Origin of the sequence: Achromobacter xylosoxidans (assembly GCF_014490035.1) — a bacterium.
Classification (GTDB): domain Bacteria; phylum Pseudomonadota; class Gammaproteobacteria; order Burkholderiales; family Burkholderiaceae_B; genus Achromobacter; species Achromobacter bronchisepticus_A.
Genome location: NZ_CP061008.1, coordinates 5,814,655 through 5,835,569, shown reverse-complemented (window position 1 = coordinate 5,835,569; position 20,915 = coordinate 5,814,655). Strand labels below are relative to the sequence as shown.

Below are 20,915 nucleotides of genomic sequence, written 5' to 3'. Positions count from 1 at the left end.
AATACTTTTATTTATAGGGCGAATGGGCCAGGATATTCAGGGTACGAACACATCTGAATCTCGAATCCTGGTGGCGTTGTCTTGCCGGCGTTATGAAATGGCATGGCTGACCGTATCTGTTCGACGAGGCGTCATCAAAGATCTATGACCAGACGGCTCGTCCGTGCGCGTGAGCAACATGGGAGAAACTGGTCGTTGCGTGCCTTTTCTTCCTCGGTGAGGAACTCGTCGCGATGATCCGGCTCTCCTTCGACAACGTGTGTCAGGCAAGTGCCGCAGATGCCCTGTTCGCATGCTGTTGGAATATCGATTCCGGCCGACCGCAGCGCGGTTAAGGCGGTCTCATGGGATGCAACCGGGATGCGCAGGCCCGAGCCGGCAATAACTAGCTCGAACGGCGAGGAGTCGTCAGCAGAGCTTGCGACCGGGGAAAAGAACTCGCGGTGCAGACATTCAGCAGCCCAGGCTTGACGTTCCGCGTGCTCGATGACCATCTCGATGAAACCAACTGGCCCGCATACATAGAGATGAATGTCAGGCGCCGCGCGATCCAACAACCCATCCAGATCAAGCGTGTTTGCGGGCTGATCGCTGTCCACGTGGATGAAAACCTTGGCTGCCAAGGCAGCCGAGGTAAGTTGCTCCGAGAATGCAATCTGGCCACGGGCGCGGACGCAATAGTGCAGTTCGAATGAAGCGTCTTCAGCGGATAGGGCCTGCGCCATCGAGAGTATCGGCGTGATGCCGATTCCGCCCGCGATCAGGATGGAGTGCTGGGCCTTGGGTGCAAGCGAAAATTGATTTCGTGGCTTGCCGATCTCGATGATGTCGCCCTGCTGCAATGCGTGGACTGCCAAGGATCCTCCCCGGGATTCCCTGGCCTTCAGTACTCCCAGCACGTAGCGTGAACGGTCCTGAGGAGCGTTGCAGATTGAGTATTGACGAGTGATGCTGCCCGGCAGTTGGATGTCGATGTGCGCACCGGCTTCGAAAGCTGGCAAGGCATCGTCCGTAAGCGAGACGAGTTCGACTGCGACGATGTCATCCGCAGTCCGTCGGGTTGATTGGACTCTGACTTGCATTGCTCGTGCCTCGTAGTGTTTATTTGTAGCGCGCCGTCATCGTCTAGCCATGGGCCTCAAGCTGCCATTCACGTTGCAGCTTGTCTTCGCGCAGGTGGTCGCGAGAAAAGGCCTCAGGCAGAGCCATGAATGTGTCCGAGGTAAGTGCGCCGAGTTCCTGGAGCGCCTTGTATGCCGACGAACCTTTCCAGGCGTCGGCAGCCGCAGGCGAGGGCCAATGGGTGATAAGCAGATAGAAGACCCCACCGATCTCCGGGGCGGCCTCGTTGGGGCCGATCAGCTGGTAGGGTTGGGCTTCATATTCTCCCGTCAGGGTTTCGAACGGGGACGCGCCAAGATCTTCCAGAGTGGATAGGTTTTTTTGCAAGGCATGAAGCTGCGTGTCATGCAGAGGGGCTGGCATGGCAAGACGAGTTTCATTCATGACTTTCCCGGTCAGGGATTCGCCTGGCGCGGCCTCGCGCCATTTGCGCATGTAGACCGCCGTCCACCAGCGGTCGTATGCCGCCTTTTGGGCGGCCTTGTGCCGCGGGTGGTGATGCCACGCATTCATTTGTTCGGCGCTGGCGTAGCGGACCCCCACATAACGCCAGGTCGAGTTGTGGATATCTCCGCCATACACGGATTCAAATCCGTCCTGGCTTATTGCGACAGGGTACAGAGCGTCGTTGAATACGGCGAACTTGTCCTCTTTGCCGGGGATGATCTTGAAGCCACATTCCAGCACGGTGCGCGTGGATTGTGCGGATGCAGTTGCCATTTCTTGTGCTCCAGTGAAGGGCGATTGAATTGCTCTGGCTCAGATTTACGAGGCGTCGATGTCGTCATGGGTGCGGTCCTTGATCCAGAACAGCACCACCGTAGAAAGCGTCATGGTCACCATCAGGAACCATGCCGGGGCCATGGAGTCGCCGGTCACGTGGAGCAGCCAAGTCACGAAAAACTGGGAGAACCCGCCAAGTATCGAAATCCCGAGTCCAAACACGACGGACAGGCCAGTGGTGCGTACCTGTTTGGGGAACAACTCGGGCACCATGGTGAACGCCGGTGAGGTCTGAAGGGCTACCAGCAGCGAGAGCACAGCAAGCAGAACGATCAGTCGTTCACCACTGGGCGCAACGATCAGCCAGTGGAAAGAAGGCAGCAGCATGATGAGCATCACGAGGCGTGACCAGAAGATCACGCGCTTGCGTCCGTAATGGTCGGCCAGCATGCCGACGAATGGCGCGGCGACGAAGCTGATGCCGCTGAAGACCACGCTTGCCCACAGCGCGGAGGTAGCTGAGAGGCCCAGTTCGCGGCGGGCGTACGTGGGGATATAGAAGTTGATGACCTGAATGCAGACCATCCCGCCTGTGACCAACAGCACGCCTTTGAGCATGGTCAGTTTGTAATTGCTGAATATGTTGCGCAGGGGCTGGCGGCCGGCCGTTGATGGCGTGGCCACGAGGGCCGGTTGACCCGATGCCGGGGGCGGCGGCTCCAGCGTTTCGTCGAGATTGCGGCGAATGTACGCGCCCACGGGTACGGTGAGGATGCCGATCACGAATGGCAGGCGCCAGCCCCAGGCCTGCATCTGTTCCGCGCTCAGTGCGTGGGTCAGCAGCGTCACGACCAACGCCCCGACCATTACGCCTAGGGCCTGGCTGCCATACTGCCAGCTGGAATAGAAGCCGCGTTTGCCGCGCGGAGCGTGTTCGACCAACAGGGTGGTCGAGGCCCCGACTTCGCCGCCGGCGGCGAAGCCTTGGATCAGGCGAGCCATCACCATCATGATTGGCCCGACCATGCCCATTTGTGCATAGGTGGGAGCCACGACGATCAGGCCACAGCCCAGGCCCATCATCGACAGCGTCAGCGTCATGGCTGCCTTCCGGCCGTGGCGGTCGGCGTAGGAGCCGATCAGCATGCCGCCGACGGGGCGCATCAGAAAGCCTACGCCGAAAGTTGCGGTGGTCAGCAGCAGTTGGCCATAGCTGGAGGCGGCCGGAAAAAACAGAGGGCCGATTACGAGGATAAGAAAAGTGAAAACGGTGAAATCAAAGAACTCTAGTGCGTTGCCAATGGTGGTGCCGGCAATGACCCGCCGGCGCATGGACGGCGTATGCAGCGCGCCGGGTGCGACCGTTGCGATTGCGATAGACATTGGTTTCCCCTGGTCTGTTTAGTGGGTTGCCGGTCCGTGGATCCAGACCTTGGGCTTCCCTTCGCAGGCACTATACGGATGCCATAGAATAAAAAAAGACAGAAATTTTGTTCCGTTCTTTCTTTTTTTTTATATACCCCGCGGGACCTACCGGAGCCGAATGCATGAACCTACGCCAATTGCGCGCCTTCGCGCTGATTGCCGAGCATGGCAGCATCCGAGCGGCTGCGCGTGCGCTCGCGGTGACCCAACCTGCTGCGACACGCAGCTTGCGCGAACTTGAGCAGAGCGTGGGAGTAGATCTGGTACGCCGCAGTGTCAAAGGCGTGGAGCTGACCACTTATGGCGAAGCCTTGTACAAGCGGGCGATCGTCATCCTGCAGGAGACCCGCCGGGCCCGCGATGAAATTGGCCAGATGCGCGACGGCGAGGGAGGCACTCTGAGCCTGGCCGTGAGTTCCGCGGCGCTGGTCGTCGTGCCGGACGCGCTTGTGGCTTTCCGCGCGCGCATGCCGCGGGTGGCCGTTGCGTTCAACGAAGTGGGACCACCCTACAGCCACGAGCAGTTGGATTCAGGCCGCTATGATTTTCTTGTGCAAACGGAATACGACGGGGAGATCAACGATGGCTTCGCGCATCGGCCTCTGTTCACCCTGCCGCTTGCGATAGGCGCGCGCCTAGGCCATCCACTGCGCCGGGCCCGTAGCTTGACTGAATTACACGACGCGCCCTGGTTGGTGCCGGGAAACACGGGAGCTCCCGCGAACCTGGTGAAAATGGCTTTCGCCGCTCACGGTTTACCCTTGCCGCGCGACATCATCTCTTGCCACTCGGTAGCCGTCGCGCTGGCCATCATGGCAAAAAGCGATGCGCTGGGCATTTTTGTGCGCCCGCTGTTTGAACACGAGCTGCTGCCATCGCACATGCGCATGATGCAATTGACGCATGAGCTTCCCTCCGCCCGCATCTCGATTCTTGCTCGGAAGGAGTCGCCACCTACGCCGGCGGCCGAATGCTTCATCGAGTGTCTGATTGAGGCTCGCGACGCCATGGTTGCTTCCAGCAAGGCGGGGAGGTCGAGGCGGAAGGTTCGGGCTCCTGGGATAGAGCACGACTAGCTTGTTCATGATGACGACGCTCTTGTCGACCCGATTCAGCGAGTCGGCCGGCCTCGTCTTGGCACGCTCGCTCCCAACAGCACCATGAGCTCCCGATGGTTGCGCACCCCCAGGTGCTGGAAAGCCCGGTAGCGGTACGTCAGTGCGGTGGTTTCCGACACGCCCATTTCGCGCGCGGCCTCCTTGGTGGTCAGCCCGTCCAGCACATGGGTGATCAACTGCCGCTCCCGTCCGGACAGCTTGGTCATGAGCTGAACCTGCAGCGGCTGGTCTGCAGGCGCGCGCCGGGTTACCTGGACATGGCGCATGACCGCTGCGGCAATCAGGGACGCGTGTTGCGACATGCGTTCGAAGTCCTTGGAACCGTAGTCCGGATACGAAAAGTTCCGGTGCAGGCTGACTGCGACCCGGTAGCCGTCGGGAAACACGGCCAGCAGCGACATCCGTTCGCGTATGCCAGGGTCGTCGTAGCACACTCGGCGGTAGTGGGCATCGGCAACCTCTTTGGCGAATTGATGCCCGATCCAGAGTTGGCGCGCCTTGGCGGGTTTGCGCCGGGATAGCCAGACCATGTTGGAGTCCTGCTTGTCGAAGCCCAGGCGCAGGTACTCGATGGCGGTCAGCGTCGCGACCTCGCCGATGGCGCTGGCGCTCGAAACGGCTTCCACGCGCCCGCTGCTGCGCAGTGCGAACACCGTGCAATGGCTGGCGGGCAAGGTCGTGCCCAGCGCGTCCAGCACCCCGGCGGCGAAGTTTTCGGCGCCGATTGCATTCATCAGTGCGATGCTCAGCGCCTGGCCCGAAGGAAGGGGACGCGGCGGCAGCGGCAGCAGCTTCATAGCGGGTTAGTCTGTCCTGATTAATTAGGACATATTAACCAGTCCGGCCCCGCAGAATATGACGCAAGCCAATACGGGCTTTTGATGACAGGACTTGCGCATGCCCTTAGAAAGAATCGGACCCTTCGAGTACCGGCGCTTCCCGCCGTCGCTGCCCCGGCTCAACGCGGAAGGCGGTGAGGCCCGGCCTCATCGCGTGCTGATTGCGGGCGGCGGTCCGGTGGGGCTGGCGGCCGCGCTGGGCTTGGCCCGACTGGGCCTGGACAGCGTCGTGATCGAGGCCGACGACTCGGTCTGCGAGGGCAGCCGGGCGGCCTGTATCTCGCGCCGCAGCCTGGAAATCCTGGACCGCCTGGGCGTGGCGCCGGCCTTCATGGAGAAGGGCCTGGCCTGGACCCGGGGCCGCAGCTATTACGGCACCGAGGAAGTGCTGGTGTTCGACATGCCGTCGGCGCCGGGCGACAAGTACCCGCCGATGATCAATCTGCAGCAGTACTACATCGAGCAGTTCCTGCTGGACGCCATCGACGAGATCAACGGCCGCTTTCCGGGGCGGGTGGATATCCGCTGGGCCAGCAAGGTGGCCGAATGCCGTGCCGACGCTGAAGGCGTGAGCTTGCGGATCGAGAATCCGCTGGGCAGCTACGAGACGCGCGCCGACTGGCTGCTGGCCTGCGATGGCGGCCAGAGTTTCATACGCTCCAGCCTGGGGTTGGAGCTGAAGGGTACGGGCTATCAAGGCCGCTATGCGATCGTCGATATCGAGCTCGCCAGCGAGTACCCAGCGCAACGACGCGCGTGGTTCGACCCGCCCTGGGCGCGCGGGACCACCATCCTGATGCATCGACAGCCGGACAACATCTGGCGGGTGGACTATCAACTGGCGGCCGGCGCGGATGCCGCGCAAGCCCTGCAGCCGGATCAGGTGCGGGCATTCGTGCAGACGCATCTGGACGCCATCGGCGAAGGACATCTGCCATGGAAGCCGGTGTGGACTTCGGTGTACCGCGCCGGCGCGATGACGTTGGACGCCTATCGCCATGGCCGCATTCTGTTCGCAGGCAACGCCGCGCATGCCATGCCGATTTTCGGCGTGCGCGGCTTGAATTCGGGTTTCGACGACGCCGACAACCTGGTCTGGAAGCTGGCGGCCGTGCTGCAAGGCAAGGGCACGGATACGTTGCTGGACAGCTATTGCAGCGAGCGGCGGCAGGCGTTCCACATCAATGCCGAGAACGCCATGCGCAGCACCGAGTTCATGTCGCCGCCGCATCGCGGCTTCGATCTGATGCGCGAGGCCAGCCTGTCGCTGGCGGGCCGGCATCCGGGCATTGCGCGCCTGGTCAATCCTCGGCAGACGCGAGCCATCGCCTACGCGGGATCGCCCTTGTCGACGGATGACGAGGACGGCGGCGATTGGGCGCCGGGCGCGCCGCTGGCGGATGGCGGGACGGAGGACGGCGGGCACCTGACCGATCTGCTGACCCCCGGCAGTTTCACTTTGCTGGCGTTCGACGGCTGGCCGGAACAACAGGCCTTGGAAGCGCTGACGGCTTCGCCCGAGTGGCGGTTTCTGCCTTGCCGCTGTGCCGCGCCAGCGGCGCACGCGGAGTCGCCGCAGGCCGGCACGGCCTACCTCTTGCGGCCCGACGGCCATGTCTGCGGCCGGTGGCGCTCGCCATCGCTGGATACGGTGCTGTCCGCCATCGAACGCGCCTGCGGGGCGCAAGGAGCCATTCAATGATTGCCGACGCCGCGGTCCAGGACCGCATCTATGCGCGCTGCAGCAATGCCATCGCAACCGCCGGGCGCGGACGCGAGTCCCTGTTTCTGGCGCGCCTGGCCCTGCTGCTGTTCGAGCAGGTCCAGGACGAGCAGCGTTGCCTGGACGCCATCGAGCAGGCTTTGCGTGACCTGCCCGATCCCTCGCTTTCAGCCGACTGATCGGCGACGACCATTCCAAAGGAGACAGACTTGAACCGACGCCATTTCCTCGAGGCGCTGGGGGCCACGGCCCTGGCCGCCGCCACGCCGCTGGCCCGCGCCCAGGCCAAGTATCCCGACCAACTGATCAAGTGGGTTGTGCCGTATCCCGCGGGCGGAGGCACCGACAACCTCGCGCGCACGCTGGCCGAGTCCATGCGCGCCGCGCTGGGCCAGCAGATCATCATCGACAACCGGCCGGGCGCCGCGACCAACATCGGCGCGGAGCAGGTCGCCAACGCCAAGCCTGACGGCTACACCGTCATGTCGGCGGACAACGGCGTGCTGGCCTTCAACGAACACCTGTTCCGCAAGCTGGCCTTCAGTCCGGAAAAGGACTTCACGTATATCGGCGCCATTGGCAAGTTTCCGCTGGTGCTGGTGGTGAACCCGGCGTTTCCCGCTGCGGATTTCAGGGCGTTCATGGAGCGCGTGCAGGCGGAGCCGGGCAAGGTGGACTACGCCTCGGTCGGCAACGGCTCGCCGCATCATCTGGCCATGGAACTGTTCCAGAGCCGCACTGGCGTGCGCCTGACGCACGTGCCCTACCGCGGCGCCGCGCCTGCCATGCAGGACGTGATGGGCGGGCAGGTGCCGGTGATGTTCCTGGACCTGGCTTCGGGAGCATCCATCATCAAGGCCGGCAAGGTGCGGCCGCTGGCCATCGGCTCGCAGGCCCGTTCGCCCTTGCTGCCGGAGGTGCCGACGCTGGCCGAACTGGGCGTGCCGGACGCCGAGGTGTTTGCGTTCCAGGGCATGCTCGGCCCCAAGGGCATGCCGGCGCCAGCGGTTGGGCGTCTGAACCAGGAACTGAATGCGGCGCTGGCCAATCCTGCGGTGGTGAAGCGCTTTGCCGAGTTCGGCTTCGAGCCGCTGCCCGGAACGCCCGATGAGTTCAGGACCCTGGCGCGTGCCGAATCTGCCCGTTGGGGCGAAGTCATCCGCGCCAACAAGATATCGCTCGATTGAGGAATCGCATGGACCATACTGCCGCCCGTCCCGTGCAGGGACTGCATCATTTCGCCTGGCGCTGCCGGGACGCCGAGGAGACCCGGCGCTTCTACGAAGACCTGTTGGGCTTGCCGCTGGTGCACGTCATCAAGAAGGACTCCGTGCCCAGCACTGGGGAATACTGCCCCTACGTGCATATTTTTTTCCGCATGCGGGACGGCTCCTGCATGGCGTTCTTCGACTTGGGCGACCAGACCGCGGCGCTGCCGTCGCCGAACACGCCCGGATGGGTCAATCACATTGCCCTGCGGGTGCCGCAGCGCGACGATCTGCTTGCCATGAAGGCCAGGCTGGAGGCTCACGGCGTGGAGGTGGTCGGCGTTACGGACCACGACAGCTACATCGAATCGATCTACTTCTTCGATCCCAACGGCTTGCGGCTGGAGCTGACGGTCGAAGTGGCCGCGCCGGAAGTCGTCGAAGGTTATGTGGGGGAGGCCCGCGCGGCGCTGGACCGCTGGACCGAGCAAAAGCGTGGCGTCGCGGCGGCGCCGGGGAGGCTGGCATGAACAAGCTTGCTTTGCCATTGCGCGTGGCAACGCGCAGGAGCGGCACGCGTGACGGCGAGCTGATGCTGGTGAGCCCGTCGGGCCTGCGATGGATATCCGCGGGGAGCTGCGCCGCTACGCTGCAAACCCTGCTGGATGATTGGGACGCGCTGGCGCCGCAGCTCGCCCGCCGCGCGCAGGCGCTCGACGCCGCCGAGTGGGCGGGAGCGGGCGCGTTCGACGCCAGCCAGTGCATGGCCCCGTTGCCACGGGCCTATCAGTGGGCGGATGCCTCCGTCTACCGCAATCATGCGCGCTTGATCTACCAGTGGCGCCGGGAGCCCATCCCGCCGCGCTACGAAGAGGAGCCGCTGGTGTACCAGGGCGGGTCGGACGTGATGATCGGGCCGCAGGACGCAATCGTGGCGATCGACGAGGCCCATCAGGTCGACCTGGAAGCCGAGGTCGCCGTGATCACCAAGGATGTGCCCATGGGCACTGACGCTGCGCGGGCGGCCGATCTGATCGCGCTGGTGGTCCTGCTCAACGACGTGTCCCTGCGCGGGCTGATTCCGGGTGAGCTCTCCAAGGGCTTCGGCTTCTACCAGAGCAAGCCGGCGACCAGCTTCGCGCCTATTGCGGTGACGCCGGACGCGCTGGGCGCCGCCTGGAAGGATTGCATGCTGGACCTGCCCGTGCGCATCGAAATCAACGGCGAGCGCTTCGGCGAGCCCCACGCCAATAGCGAGATCGTCTTCAACTTCGCCCAGATCATCGCGCACCTTGCCAGAACGCGCAGCCTGGCGGCGGGCAGCATCGTCGGCGCGGGGACCATCAGCAATGCGGATCCGGGCTCGGGCAGCGCCTGCATTACCGAGGCGCGGGTCCGCGCCCAGCTCGACGGTGTGCCTGAAGCGCAGCTGCCGCCCTATCTGCGGCATGGCGACCGCGTCCGCATCTTGGCGCGCGGACCAGATGGCGATGCGCCGTTCGGCGCCATCGACCAGCGTGTGGAAATCGCGGGAAGCGGGCGCTGACGGTTGGGGATTTCAGGACAGGGTGCGCGCCGGCATGGCCGACAGATCATGCAGATTGAGGCCGCAGCTGCGGGCGCGCTCCGCCATCAATTCACTGTGCGCCAGGGCGCGCCGGCTTTCCTCCAGCAACACGTCGAGCTGTTCCTGCAGGGTGGCCGCCATGGTCCAGGAGCGTTCTGCGAACCGGGCCGAGAAGCTGTCGGCACAGGTCTTGCAGATGGCTGCGCCGTTTTGTTCAAGCAGCGGGGCGCCTTGCGCAAGCGTCGATTGGCAAAAAATGCAGGCGAGTGCGCGGTTCATGCTGGGCGGCCGGTCCTGGGTTGAGGGGGCGCGTTACCCGGCGGGTACCAGCGCCTTGACATCAATGGACAACGGCGCTGGCGGCCAACTCTTAAATCGACGGAGCCTTCTAGTCCACGATAAAGCCCCCCGGGCCGGACTGGCCGAGCAGTTCACGGGCGCATTGCGCCGCCTGGCCGGCGGTGGCCACGGCCAGGAATGGCACGCCGAAGGCGCGGGTCATTTTTTCGCCGCGTTTGCGGATCTTGTCCAGCGCTTCGGCATTGCCCTCCACGGCGATGAAGGCCCGGCAACGGGCCTTCAGGCGCGGCATGTTGGCGGTCTGCCATTCGATCATGGCCTTGCGGTCGGCCTGGCCGGCTTCCTGCCGCATGTCGGGCACGACCATGACGAAGCTCTGGGGGTTGTCCACCAGCATCTCCATTTCGCGTATCCAGCTGGCGGAATAGCCGTCGGGCGCGCCGCCATGCCTGGACGTGACGATGGGAAACTGGGATAGGTCGTGGAAGAAAAACTGTTCGTGGTTCATTCGAATTCTCCGTGAGGAAGGGCGGCGGCGTTCTTGCCGCAGCCGCAGTGGCCGTAAAGCACCAGGCTGTAGGAGTCCAGCAGGAAGCCGCTGCGCTTGGCGATCTTCCGGACCAGCTGGCCCATGGCCGGGTCGCTGGACTCCAGGATCCGTCCGCAATCGGTGCAGACCAGATGGTCGTGGTGTCCCTTGTCGTTGAGCTCGTACACAGTGGTGTGGGCGTCGAGCTGAGTTCGTTTGAGCAGGCCGGCGCCTTCAAGTTGCGTGATGACGCGATAAACCGTGGCCAGGCCGATGTTGCTGCTGTCCGAGAGCAGGTTGCGGTAGATGTCGGCGGGACTCATGTGCAGGCCGGCATGTTGATAGAAGAGATCCAGGATCTTCATGCGCGGGAAGGTGGCCTTGATGCCGGCATGGCGCAGTCTTGAGTGGTCCATGGGAGGTTTTCCTTGCGTGGCTGATATCCAGGTGAGAATGATGTACATTTCCAACTGGGCCCGCTCACCGGAAACCGTCAACCTGTAGCTCAAACCTGCCAACCATGCTTCATGTGGCCGTGGCGCCTCCCCTGCCGGACGTATTGCTGACGCCGTTCAGCGTCCAGGGACGGCGTGAATCCAAAGGCATTGCCGTACCTTCTCATGTCCATGACGAGGGCATGCTGGTGCTCGTGCACGAAGGGCTGGTACTGGTGCAGGCGGGCGCCCAGGTTTGGACGGTGATGCCGGGCAGCCTGGGCTGGATTCCGCCGGGCGTGCAGCACGGCGCACGCTGGTTCGGCGAAGCGCGCGGGTCCTTCCTGTATGTGCGCCGCGATGCCTGCGACCGCCTGCCGGACCGCTGCCGCTCCTGGCCCGCGTCCAGGCTGATCGAAGCCCTGATGGACCGCTTTACCTCGGTCCAGCCGAACACGACGTTGTCTCCCGCCTACCAGGAACAGTTGTTCGACGTGCTGCTGGAAGAACTCAAGCAGCGCGAGCATGAACCCGTGCTGTTGCCCATGCCTGCCGATCCGCGTTTGCAAGATCTGGCCAATACGCTGCTGGACCGGCCCGATGACACCGCCGGCATCGATGAGTGGGCGCAGCGCCTGAGCATGTCCTCGCGCACATTGATGCGCCGCTTCCGCCAGGAAACGGGCGTCACGCTGGGGCAATGGCGCCAGCAGGCGCGCTTGTTGCGCGCCTTGGAGCTGCTTTGCCGCGGCGGCTCCGTCACCGAGGCCGGCCTCTCTGTGGGTTACGAGAGCACCAGCGCCTTCATCGGCAGCTTCCGCGCCGCCTTCGGCGTGACGCCCACGCGCTATCTGGCTGAACGCGAGTAGCGCGGCCCCGGCCCGCGGGCTTTACGGATTTTCACGGTTCTCCGACAGTTTTGCCGATCTTCCCGGACACCCCCTGCCTAGTATGACGCCAGGGTCGGACAGGCCTTTTCGTCCTGCCCGCCATGCTTCAGGGGTGTTTCATGAATGACTTGTTTTTATTGGCGTTGCCGCCGGCCAGGAGCGCGCCGTGAGCCAGCAACGCGTTGGCGCGCTGCTTATCCACGGCTTGGGCGGCACCGAATTCGACATGGGCGCCATGCACAAGGTGCTGGCGCGCGCCGGGGTCGAACCCCACGGCGTGACCTTGCCCGGCCATGCCGGTTGTCCGGAAGATCTGCTTGATGTGACGGTCGAGGACTGGATGGCGGTGGTCACGCAGCGCTATCGCGAACTATGCGCGCAATACGAGGTGCTGCACGTGATCGGCATGTGCCTGGGCGCCTTGCTGGCGGTGGAGCTTTGCAAGCGCGAATCGCACGCGCGCGGCGCGCTGGTATCGCTGTCCGCGCCAGTGTTCCTGGATGGGTGGAGCACCCCCTGGTACCGGGCCGTGCGCTATCTGGCGTACCGTCTGCCGGGCCTGCGGCGGCGGATCCGGGTGCGCGAGGAAGATCCATATGGCGTCAAAAGTGAACTGGTGCGCGCCTTCATCAAGGCAGGCTTTGCGCGCGGCGACGGGTTCCATTACCAATGGGTGCCGCTGGCCTGCGTGCGCCAGGTGGACCGGCTGCGCGGCATGGTCCGGCGCGGGCTGGAGCGCATGCGCTGCCCGACCCTGATCATGCACGCGGAAGAGGATGAACTGACCAGCCCGCGCTCAGCCCGCTTCCTGGAGCAGCGCATTGCCCGGTCGACGGTGGTGATGCTGCAGGACAGCTATCACATGATCTGCGTGGACCAGGAGCGCGAACGGGTGATGCGCAATGTGCTGGGCTTTCTGGGCAAGGATCCGGACATCGTCCGCATGCGCAAGCGGGTTCCGGCGCCCGCCGCCGACGTTTGCTCCGGGCAGGCGATGCTGGCGCAGGCCAGCCATTCCTGCGCCGGCTGAAAACCCGCTGCCTCAGGCCGCGGCGGGCTGGTTGGGGTGCAGGGGGCCTTGCGGATCGTTCTCGGCGTCCGGCCGGGGCGGCACCGGGGCCAGGCCCAGCGCCAGGCGCAGGCGCTGGCAATCGGGATTGGGCGAGCCGTCCGGCATCCAGATGTCGAATTCCCGGCAGGGCGTGGGGCGATTTTCATAGATGGCGCAATGGATGCCGGGCTGGCCGAGTTCGCCGCGTAGCGAGATGCAGCGGCCGCCGCCGGTTTCCGTACCCTTCATGCAGGCGCGCAGCGGGCTCATCTGGGTCACCAGTTCCACCGGCACATGGCCGCCGTTCTCGCCGGCCAGTTCGCCGCAATAGAACGACACCCTGAAATGCGCACAGCATGCCCCGCAGTCCAGACAGGGGTTGGCGGCCGGGTCATCACCAGCCAGGACGGCAGGCGAGACGAAGGAAATGAGAGAGGACTCTAGCAGGGACATGGCGCGCGGAAGGCTGAAAACCTGTCCAGGCCCCGGCTGGCTTGCAAAACGGGCCGCATGACGCAGACCCCCCGTACAGCGCCGGGACGCGCGCGGACAGGGCCGGCGCGGGATCAGGGCTGCAAATAGTAGCGGGATATGATCGGCGGCCGCCATGCTTTTTTTGCGCATGGGCGGACTTTTATCGGGGACGTTGCTGCGGTAGCATCGGTAGCCCCGATAGCGCCCAGGAGCCTGCCTTGAACGCCAATACCGAATCCCCCGACGGTCTGATCCGTTGCGGCTGGGTGGACACCTCCGCCGAGTACATGACCTACCACGACACCGAATGGGGCTACCCCGTGGGCGACGACCGGGCGCTGTTCGAGCAGCTTTGCCTGGAGGGATTCCAGTCGGGGTTGAGCTGGCGCACCATCCTGTCCAAGCGCGACGCGTTTCGGCGCGGCTTCGCCAACTTCGAGCCCGCGAAAGTGGCGCGCTTCGGCGAAAAAGAGGTGCTGAGGCTGCTGGACGACGCCGGCATCGTGCGCCATCGCGGCAAGATCGAAGCCGTGATCAACAATGCCGCCCGCGCGCTGGAAATGATCGAGCGCGAAGGCTCGCTGGGCGCCTACCTGTGGCGTTTCGAAGCCCCGAAGGGGGCGCCGTCGACCCGCGGCGCCTCGACCTCGGCGCAATCCGAGGCCTTGTCCAAGGCGCTGAAGAAACTGGGCTGGAAGTTCGTCGGGCCCACCACCGTCTATGCATTCATGCAGTCAGTGGGCATGGTGAATGACCACAGCCCTGATTGCCATTGCCACGCCGCCAGCGAGAAAGCCCGCAAGGCATTCAAGCGGCCGGCGTAGCGGCCGCGGGGCAGGGGGCTCAGGCGGCAGGCCTGTCGCCGGGGGCGGATGATGCGCCAGCCTGTTCCGGCAGGCTGTAGCGGCCTTCGCGATAGGCCCAGCTGGGCCACAGCGCGTGCGCAAGCGCCTCGGCGGCGAGCTCCGGGTCCAGCGGCACGGGCGCGTATTCCTCGGGTGCCGTGTAGCGATATTGCAGCGGCGTCTTGTTGGGCGCCATCACCAGCAGCTCGTCTTCCTTCAGATAGCCGTAGGTGTTGTCGTACTGCATGATCGCCCGGCCCGGCGTGCTGCGGGTGAGGTCGTGGCCGATCATGGGGTGCTCGGTGTCCACGCCTATCAGCGACAGCAGTGTCGGCGCCAGGTCGATCTGGCTGATCAGGCGGTCGTCGCGGCGCGGCTCGATGCCGGCGCCCAGGATCACGGCCGGAATATGGAAGTGGCGCACGGGCACCAGGCTGGCGCCGAAGACGCGGGAATCATGATCCGCCGCTATCAGGAACACGGTGTTTTCCCAGTACGGCGAGGCCTTGGCGCGTTCGAAGAAGCGGCCCAGCGCCCAGTCGGCGTAGCGCACGGTGTTTTCCACGGTGGCCGGGTTGCCGTCGGTCTGGATGCGGCCTGCCGGGTACTCCCAGGGCGAATGGTTGGACACGCTGAAGGCCAGCGTGAAGGTGGGCTGGTCGCCATCTTCGCGCAGCAGCCGATCCAGCTGATTGAACATGTCTTCGTCCGACGCGCCCCAGGTGCCGACAAAGGCCGGGTCCACGAAATCGGGCCGATCCACGATCTGCTTGAAGCCGTTGCCCAGGAAGAAGCCCTTCATATTGTCGAAGTGCGATTCGCCGCCGTAGATGAAGCGCGAATGGTAGCCATGGCGTCCGAGCAGATCGGCCAGCGAGAAGAAGCCGCGCTGCGAGCGCGGCAGCTTCAGTACCGCCTGGGCGGGAGTGGGCAGAAAGCCAGTGACCACCGCTTCGAGCCCGCGCACCGAGCGGGTGCCGGTGGCATAGGCGCGGGTGAAGGTCCAGGCCTCGCGCGCGAGGGCGTCCAGTTCCGGCGTCAGGTCGGCGCCGCCCAGGCCGGCGCAATATTGCGCGCCCAGGCTTTCTTCCAGGATGATCACAAGGTTCAGCGGCCGCGCCGTCTTGCGCGTGGCCACCTGGCGGTGCAGGCTGGGGTAGTCGGGGTTGGCGGGCGGGTTGGGCAGGCCGGCTTGGGCCAGCACCGTCCCGTGCATCTTGTCGTCGTCCATGCCGCCATATACGGCCGAGGCGGACTTTTCGTTCTTCATGCTGTAAATGGCGTAGAACACGTTGTAGAGCGAGTTCAGCGCCAGCGTGTTGAGCATGCCGTCCGAGCTGTAGGCGACCGAGGACGGGTTGATCGGGCGGTGGCCCAGCGTGCCGCGGATGGCCAGGATGACGATGGCGAGAATGGCCAGGCTGGCCAGCGGCATCTGCCACCAGCTCAGTTGCGCGTCGGGCTGGGCGTGGCCGAACAGGCCGTAGGCGCCCCAGCCGACGAGGGCCACCACGGCCAGGCCGCCCACCAGCGCGCCCTTGTAGCCGCGCCAGAGCATGCCGGAGACTTCGCGCGGATGCTTCAGGTATTCGACGAACAGGCGGTTGGGGCGGGAGTCGTATTCCAGGATGAAGGGCGGGGTGGCGACTTCCAGAAAGGCCAGCAGGATGAAGGCGACCAAGTACCAGTAGCCGGCCAGCGTGGCGGCCAGCGGGATGTGGCCGAACAAGGGCGACAGCACGGCCGGCAGCGCCGCCAGCACGGCGATCTGGTGCGCATCGATGCGCAGCCCTCCCAGCAGCAGGGGGATCAGCCCCCCGGCATCGCGCACGCGCTTGGACTGCCAAGCGGCGAGCGCCAGGCGACTGAGCGTCAGCAGCGCAAATGCCGCCACCACGAAAATCAAGGTCGAATGCCGCATCGGGCCTCCAGGTTGTTCTGCTGCCCGGTCCGAGGGGCCGGGGTCTGTCGTTCAGGCATTTGAGCGTTGCCGGCGTCGAAAATTCGGTAGGCGCCGATGCCTGGGTCACATTTCGCCGCGCGGAGCTATTTCGTTTTGTAACCGGCCGCCACGGGGCCGGGCACGCGCCATGCTGGGCAAACCCCGGCTGGCGCGTGCCGGGTGGCGCTGCCTGGAGAGCCTGGCGAGGAAAAATCCGCACACATTATGGGGCCGGAAAGCCTGGCCGGCGCCGCAGGCCGCGATACCCTTGACGGTAACGAGGGCCGGCAGCGGTACGCCGGCCGCAATGCCAAGGATAATAACCATGACGCGCTCAGGAAAAATAGCGATCGGGATTGTAGGGGGAGCGGCGCTCCTCGTGGCGGTACTGGTGGCCGTGATCGCCACCTTCGACTGGAATCGCGCCAAGCCTTTCATCAATGAGCGGGCCAGCGCCGCAGTCGGGCGCTCCTTCGCCATCAACGGCGATCTCAGCGTCAAATGGACGCGCGAACCCGACGAGGGCGGCTGGCGGGCCTGGGTGCCATGGCCGCATGTCATTGCCAACGATATCTCCGTGGCCAATGCGCCCTGGGCCAAGGCGCCCCAGTTCGCAACCCTCAAGCGCGGCGAGTTCAGCCTGGCGCTCCTGCCGCTGCTGCGCCAGCGCGTGGTCATCCGCCGCATCCAGCTGACCGAACCCGCCGCCGATCTGCAGCGCCTGGCCGACGGCCGCGCCAACTGGGAGTTCACGCTGCCAGAAACCGGCGAGCCTTCGCCCTGGGTGCTGGACATCAATGAGATTGGCTTTGACAAGGGCCGGGTGGCGCTGATGGACGAAGTTCTCAAGGCGGACCTGACCGTGCTGGTCGATCCCCTGGGCAAGCCGGTGCCGTTCGCCGACGTGGCCGGGGCAGCCTTTGCAGCGGAAGAGGGTGGGGCCGCACCGTCGCCGCGCGACTACGTTTTCGGCTGGAAGCTGGACGGCAAGTTCAAGGGCCTGGCCACCAAGGGCGAAGGCAAGGTCGGCGGCATGCTGGCCCTGCAGGACGCCAGGCAGCCTTTTCCTGTGCAGGCGGACGTAACCATCGGCGGTACCCGGGCTTCAATCGCGGGAACCTTGACCGATCCGGTCAACCTCGGCTCGCTGGATCTGCGTTTGAAGTTGTCGGGCGCGTCCATGGCGCAGCTATATCCGCTGACGGGCGTCACGCTGCCGGACACGCCGCCGTATTCCACCGACGGCCACTTGGTGGCCAAGCTGCGCAATCCCGGCGGGGCGGTGTTTGACTACAAGGATTTCAACGGCAAGGTGGGTAACAGCGATCTGCATGGCGACATCAGTTTCGCATTGGGCATGCCCCGGCCCAAGCTGACCGGCAAGCTTTCCTCCAAACAGTTGCGCATGGAGGACCTGGGGCCGCTGATCGGCGTGCCATCGGGCAAGGTCGCGGGCGCCGAAACGGACAAGGCCAAGGACGCGCCGGCCAAGCCGAAGGGGGGCAAGGTGCTGCCCACGCAGGCATTCCGTACCGACCGCTGGCGTGACATGGATGCCGACGTTGCGCTGGATGCCGGCCGCATCGTGCATGACAGCAAGCTGCCGCTGTCGGACCTGTCCGTGCACCTGGTGCTGCAGGATGGCAAGCTCACGCTGGAACCGTTGCGCTTCGGCATGGCTGGCGGCAATATCAATTCGACCATACGGCTGGATGGCTCCGGCTCGACCCTGACCGGGCGTGTGGACATCAGCGCGCGCCGCTTGCGGCTCAAGCAACTCTTCCCCTCCACCGCCGCCATGCAGAAAACGCTGGGCGAGCTGAATGGCGACATGGCGCTGAGCGGCGCGGGGAACTCGGTCGCAGCCCTGCTGGGCACCGCGACGGGCGATGTGAAGATGCTGGTCAACGATGGCGTCATCAGTCGCAGCCTGATGGAGATCGCGGGGCTCAACGTGGGCAACTACGTCGTCTCCAAGCTGTTCGGCGACGACGAGGTGAAGATCAATTGCGGCGCGGCCGACCTGGAAATGAAGAACGGCGTGATGACGCCGCGCGTGTTCGTGTTCGACACCGAGAACGCGCTGATCAGCATCACCGGCACGGCTGACTTCAAGAACGAGAAGATGGACCTGGACATCACCCCGGACAGCAAGGGCTTCCGCATCTTCTCGCTGCGCTCTCCCTTGTATGTACGGGGCACCTTCGGCTCGCCGGACGTGGGGGTACATGTGCTGCCCCTGGCGGCGCGCGGCGCGGGCATGGTGGCCCTGGGCGTACTGCTGACGCCGGCCGCCGGGTTGCTGGCGCTGGTTGCGCCCAGCACCACCGACGACAATGCCTGCGGTCCCTTGCTGAAGCAGATGCGCGTGCCGCCCAAGGCGCCGCCGCCCGCTCCGTCCAAAGGCAAATAGAGCTCAGGCCGGCGAGGCCCGGCGCGCTCCGGCCTGGGCGTCGTCGTCCGCGACGCAGACGGCGTCGCGGCCGTGGTTCTTGGCGTAGTAGAGCGCCTGGTCGGCGCGTTGCAGTACGGCGTCCAGCGTCGCGCCATGCGCGGGGTAGGCCGCTACTCCCGCCGAAATGGTGAAGGGCGTGGCGACGGCGCCCGGCTCGGTGGCAATGCGCTGACGCAGCCGCTCCACCAGGGCGATGGCGGCTTCCAGGGGGGCGCCGGGCAGCAGCATGACGAACTCCTCGCCGCCGGCGCGCGCCACGGTGTCGCCGCTGCGCGAACCGTCGCTCATCAGCTTGGCCAGGGATTGCAGCGCGCGATCGCCTTCCGCGTGGCCGTAGCGGTCATTGATGCGCTTGAAGTGGTCAATGTCGATGACCACGGCCGCCACCGGCTGTTTCTCGGCTTGCAGCAGCGCCAGCGCCTCGTCCATTCCCCGCCGGTTCAAGAGGCCTGTCAAGGTATCGGTAGTGGTTTCACGGCGCAGGTCGCGGATTTTGTGGTGGATCGAGGACAGCCCCGCCAGCAGCGCGCGCTTGAGTTGCGCGGCTTCAAAGTACCAGGAGCGCACGTTGCGGATGCGATCCGCTGAATCCGCGTTCTGCATGTGCTTGGCGATGCCGGCCAGTTCGCCTAGCGGCCGGGCGATCCAGCGCGACAGCAGCCAGATGGAGGCCACTGAAAGCAGCAGCAGCGGCAAGGTATGGAGAGCGGTGGTCAGAAGCAGATCGCCCAGAGGTTGCAAGGTCGCGTCGACGTGGCGTTGCGCGATGATGCTCCAGCCCATGCTGGGCACTGGCGCATAGCCCGTCAGCAACGCGTGGCCGTCGTCGTCGGTGAAGCGCATTTCGCCGGTTTCGCCTCGCAAGGCGGGGGCGAACGCGTCGGATTTGGAGACGCTCTGTCCCAAGCGGCCGGGGTCGGGGTGATAGATCAGGGTGCCGTTGCGATCGATGACGTAAAGAGAGGAGTCGCCGCGGTAGAAGTGCTGGCTCAGCAGGTGATCCAGCATGTTGTGCTCATGCAGGTAGAGCGTGCCGCCGAGAAACCCCAGATAGCGGTGGTCGGCCGAGAAAATCGGGTGGGTGTACAGGATCAGCCAGCGGTTCTTGAGGTCCATGAACGGGGCGCTGACCGTCGGGTGCAAGGTCGCCTGCGCGCGGCTGACGGCCTCGCTGTTCAGTTGCTGGCCCAGCAACGCGCGGTCCGAGGTCGATGCCGCCAGTACCGTGCCTTGTGGCGACACGACAAACGTGGAGTTGAACTGGCCGAGCTGCCGTTCCTGGCGCTGCGTCTCGGCCGCCATGTGTTCGGGATGCACTTCCATGTCGGCCAGCATTTCCGCGCTATACGACAGATAGTTCCTGAGGTCGGTCAGGAACACGTCGGTCACGGAAGCCAGCTTGGAGGCGTAGGCCTGGTTGAGTTCCAGCGCGGTGCGCAGCAGAAGATCACGCTGCACCAGGTAACTGGCATGCAGGCTGCCCATCAGCGCGAGCAGAACCGACAGCAAGCTGATCCACAGGATGAGATGCCGCAGGTTGATCCGGAACATGGCGTTATCCGTTAGGTATGCTTTCGGTCAGCGCGTCCCAGGCTCTCATCGCCTGTCTGGCCACGGCTTGCAAGGTCTTGCGGCTGGCGCCGTCGCGCGCCTGGATCGACATGCCATGCAGCACGGTGGTGTAGAAGGCGGCCAGGCTCTTGAGATCGACGCCGGCGGGCAGTTCGCCATCGGATGCGCCAGCATTGAGGCGGGCCAGGATGCGGCTTTGCATGTCGCGGCGGTTGTCGCCCAGGAAGTCGCCCACGCCGGCCTGATTCACGCAGCCTGCCGGCGCGCTCAGCACGATCATGCAGCCCGACGGCGTACCCGGAGCGGTGAAGCGTTCTGCGGAAGCCAGCAGCATGGATTGGATGGCTTCGCGCGCCGTGGGCGCTTCTTGCAGCGCGCGTCGCGCCGAGCTGCCCTCGGTTTCGCGGTAGAGCTCCACCGCTTCGCGGAATAGTCCTTCCTTTGAGCCGAATGCGCCGTAAAGGCTGGGCGAATTGATGCCCATCGCCGCCGTGAGGTCGGTCAGCGATGCTCCGTCATATCCCTTCGACCAGAAGACGTCCATGGCCTTGCGCAAGGCCTGGGCACGATCGAAGTTCCTGGGGCGCCCACGTTCTGCCATGGGCGTGATTTTACTCGTCAGAGAATTTTGTGGTGGTCGATAAAAAAATAGTTGACGGACGTCAATGCGCTCGGCGAATATATTTGTACTGATCACT

General features: G+C 64.8%; 21 protein-coding genes. 10 read left to right on the top strand and 11 right to left on the bottom strand.

What is annotated here, in order from left to right; genetic code table 11:
• Window positions 1-134 precede the first annotated feature (134 nt).
• From IAG39_RS27065 to IAG39_RS27055, 3 genes are read right to left on the bottom strand one after another with little or no spacing between them, the layout of a single operon-like run.
• Window positions 135-1,082, bottom strand: a complete 948-nt coding sequence (locus IAG39_RS27065; RefSeq protein WP_118932615.1) for a PDR/VanB family oxidoreductase — start codon at window positions 1,080-1,082, stop codon at window positions 135-137.
• Between the two features lie 43 nt (window positions 1,083-1,125).
• Window positions 1,126-1,842: a hypothetical protein gene (locus IAG39_RS27060; protein WP_118932616.1), complete on the bottom strand. Its 717-nt coding sequence runs from the start codon at window positions 1,840-1,842 to the stop codon at window positions 1,126-1,128.
• Window positions 1,843-1,887: 45 nt separating this feature from the next.
• Window positions 1,888-3,228, bottom strand: coding sequence for an MFS transporter (locus IAG39_RS27055; protein ID WP_118932617.1), 1,341 nt, complete (start codon window positions 3,226-3,228; stop codon window positions 1,888-1,890).
• Between the two features lie 164 nt (window positions 3,229-3,392).
• On the opposite strand from IAG39_RS27055, the gene IAG39_RS27050 reads away from it, so the two are divergent.
• Entirely contained in the window at window positions 3,393-4,346 is a 954-nt protein-coding gene (locus tag IAG39_RS27050) for a LysR substrate-binding domain-containing protein (protein WP_059373696.1), read from the top strand.
• A 35-nt stretch (window positions 4,347-4,381) separates the two neighbouring features.
• On the opposite strand, the gene IAG39_RS27045 is transcribed toward IAG39_RS27050, so the two are convergent.
• Window positions 4,382-5,185, bottom strand: a complete 804-nt coding sequence (locus IAG39_RS27045; RefSeq protein WP_059373695.1) for a helix-turn-helix transcriptional regulator — start codon at window positions 5,183-5,185, stop codon at window positions 4,382-4,384.
• 100 nt (window positions 5,186-5,285) lie between these two features.
• Between IAG39_RS27045 and IAG39_RS27040 the strand changes: the two genes are divergently transcribed.
• From IAG39_RS27040 to IAG39_RS27020, 5 genes are read left to right on the top strand one after another with little or no spacing between them, the layout of a single operon-like run.
• On the top strand, window positions 5,286-6,929 hold the full coding sequence (locus IAG39_RS27040; protein ID WP_118932618.1) for an FAD-dependent monooxygenase: 1,644 nt from the start codon (window positions 5,286-5,288) through the stop codon (window positions 6,927-6,929).
• Window positions 6,926-7,129 carry a hypothetical protein gene (locus tag IAG39_RS27035; RefSeq protein WP_059373693.1) on the top strand — a complete coding sequence of 68 codons (204 nt, stop codon included), beginning with the start codon at window positions 6,926-6,928 and terminating at the stop codon, window positions 7,127-7,129. The genes IAG39_RS27040 and IAG39_RS27035 overlap by 4 nt, the downstream gene beginning before the upstream one ends.
• Before the next feature lie 30 nt (window positions 7,130-7,159).
• Window positions 7,160-8,137, top strand: a complete 978-nt coding sequence (locus IAG39_RS27030) for a Bug family tripartite tricarboxylate transporter substrate binding protein (RefSeq protein ID WP_118932619.1) — start codon at window positions 7,160-7,162, stop codon at window positions 8,135-8,137.
• Between the two features lie 8 nt (window positions 8,138-8,145).
• Complete coding sequence (locus tag IAG39_RS27025) at window positions 8,146-8,688, top strand: VOC family protein (RefSeq protein ID WP_118932620.1); 543 nt, start codon at window positions 8,146-8,148, stop codon at window positions 8,686-8,688.
• The gene (locus IAG39_RS27020) at window positions 8,685-9,704 is read left to right on the top strand and encodes a fumarylacetoacetate hydrolase family protein (protein WP_118932621.1); all 1,020 of its coding nucleotides are present in this window, start codon (window positions 8,685-8,687) and stop codon (window positions 9,702-9,704) included. Before IAG39_RS27025 ends, IAG39_RS27020 begins: the two co-directional genes overlap by 4 nt.
• Window positions 9,705-9,716: 12 nt before the next feature.
• On the opposite strand, the gene IAG39_RS27015 is transcribed toward IAG39_RS27020, so the two are convergent.
• From IAG39_RS27015 to IAG39_RS27005, 3 genes are all read right to left on the bottom strand, one after another.
• The gene (locus IAG39_RS27015) at window positions 9,717-10,004 is read right to left on the bottom strand and encodes a hypothetical protein (protein WP_059373689.1); all 288 of its coding nucleotides are present in this window, start codon (window positions 10,002-10,004) and stop codon (window positions 9,717-9,719) included.
• A 109-nt stretch (window positions 10,005-10,113) separates the two neighbouring features.
• Window positions 10,114-10,533, bottom strand: coding sequence for a hypothetical protein (locus IAG39_RS27010; protein ID WP_059373688.1), 420 nt, complete (start codon window positions 10,531-10,533; stop codon window positions 10,114-10,116).
• Window positions 10,530-10,970, bottom strand: coding sequence for a Fur family transcriptional regulator (locus tag IAG39_RS27005; protein WP_054457561.1), 441 nt, complete (start codon window positions 10,968-10,970; stop codon window positions 10,530-10,532). Before IAG39_RS27005 ends, IAG39_RS27010 begins: the two co-directional genes overlap by 4 nt.
• 104 nt (window positions 10,971-11,074) lie before the next feature.
• Here IAG39_RS27005 and IAG39_RS27000 point away from each other — a divergent pair, with 104 nt between their 5' ends.
• Together IAG39_RS27000 and IAG39_RS26995 are read left to right on the top strand one after the other, a co-directional pair.
• Window positions 11,075-11,857, top strand: a complete 783-nt coding sequence (locus tag IAG39_RS27000; RefSeq protein WP_118932622.1) for a helix-turn-helix domain-containing protein — start codon at window positions 11,075-11,077, stop codon at window positions 11,855-11,857.
• 187 nt (window positions 11,858-12,044) lie between these two features.
• Window positions 12,045-12,908, top strand: coding sequence for an alpha/beta hydrolase (locus IAG39_RS26995; RefSeq protein WP_118932623.1), 864 nt, complete (start codon window positions 12,045-12,047; stop codon window positions 12,906-12,908).
• 12 nt (window positions 12,909-12,920) lie between these two features.
• Here the strand turns inward: IAG39_RS26995 and IAG39_RS26990 are convergent, their stop codons facing one another.
• Window positions 12,921-13,382, bottom strand: coding sequence for a YkgJ family cysteine cluster protein (locus tag IAG39_RS26990; protein WP_059373686.1), 462 nt, complete (start codon window positions 13,380-13,382; stop codon window positions 12,921-12,923).
• A 239-nt stretch (window positions 13,383-13,621) separates the two neighbouring features.
• Between IAG39_RS26990 and IAG39_RS26985 the strand changes: the two genes are divergently transcribed.
• Window positions 13,622-14,227 (top strand): DNA-3-methyladenine glycosylase I, encoded by a 606-nt coding sequence (locus tag IAG39_RS26985; RefSeq protein WP_118932624.1) that lies wholly within the window; start codon window positions 13,622-13,624, stop codon window positions 14,225-14,227.
• A 19-nt stretch (window positions 14,228-14,246) separates the two neighbouring features.
• Here IAG39_RS26985 and IAG39_RS26980 read toward each other — a convergent pair whose 3' ends face one another.
• Window positions 14,247-16,169: an LTA synthase family protein gene (locus tag IAG39_RS26980; RefSeq protein WP_059373685.1), complete on the bottom strand. Its 1,923-nt coding sequence runs from the start codon at window positions 16,167-16,169 to the stop codon at window positions 14,247-14,249.
• A 346-nt stretch (window positions 16,170-16,515) separates the two neighbouring features.
• Here IAG39_RS26980 and IAG39_RS26975 point away from each other — a divergent pair, with 346 nt between their 5' ends.
• On the top strand, window positions 16,516-18,603 hold the full coding sequence (locus IAG39_RS26975) for an AsmA family protein (protein ID WP_118932626.1): 2,088 nt from the start codon (window positions 16,516-16,518) through the stop codon (window positions 18,601-18,603).
• Between the two features lie 3 nt (window positions 18,604-18,606).
• Here the strand turns inward: IAG39_RS26975 and IAG39_RS26970 are convergent, their stop codons facing one another.
• Window positions 18,607-20,196, bottom strand: coding sequence for a sensor domain-containing diguanylate cyclase (locus IAG39_RS26970; RefSeq protein ID WP_118932627.1), 1,590 nt, complete (start codon window positions 20,194-20,196; stop codon window positions 18,607-18,609).
• Between the two features lie 4 nt (window positions 20,197-20,200).
• Window positions 20,201-20,818: a TetR/AcrR family transcriptional regulator gene (locus IAG39_RS26965; protein ID WP_118932628.1), complete on the bottom strand. Its 618-nt coding sequence runs from the start codon at window positions 20,816-20,818 to the stop codon at window positions 20,201-20,203.
• Between the last annotated feature and the right edge of the window lie 97 nt (window positions 20,819-20,915).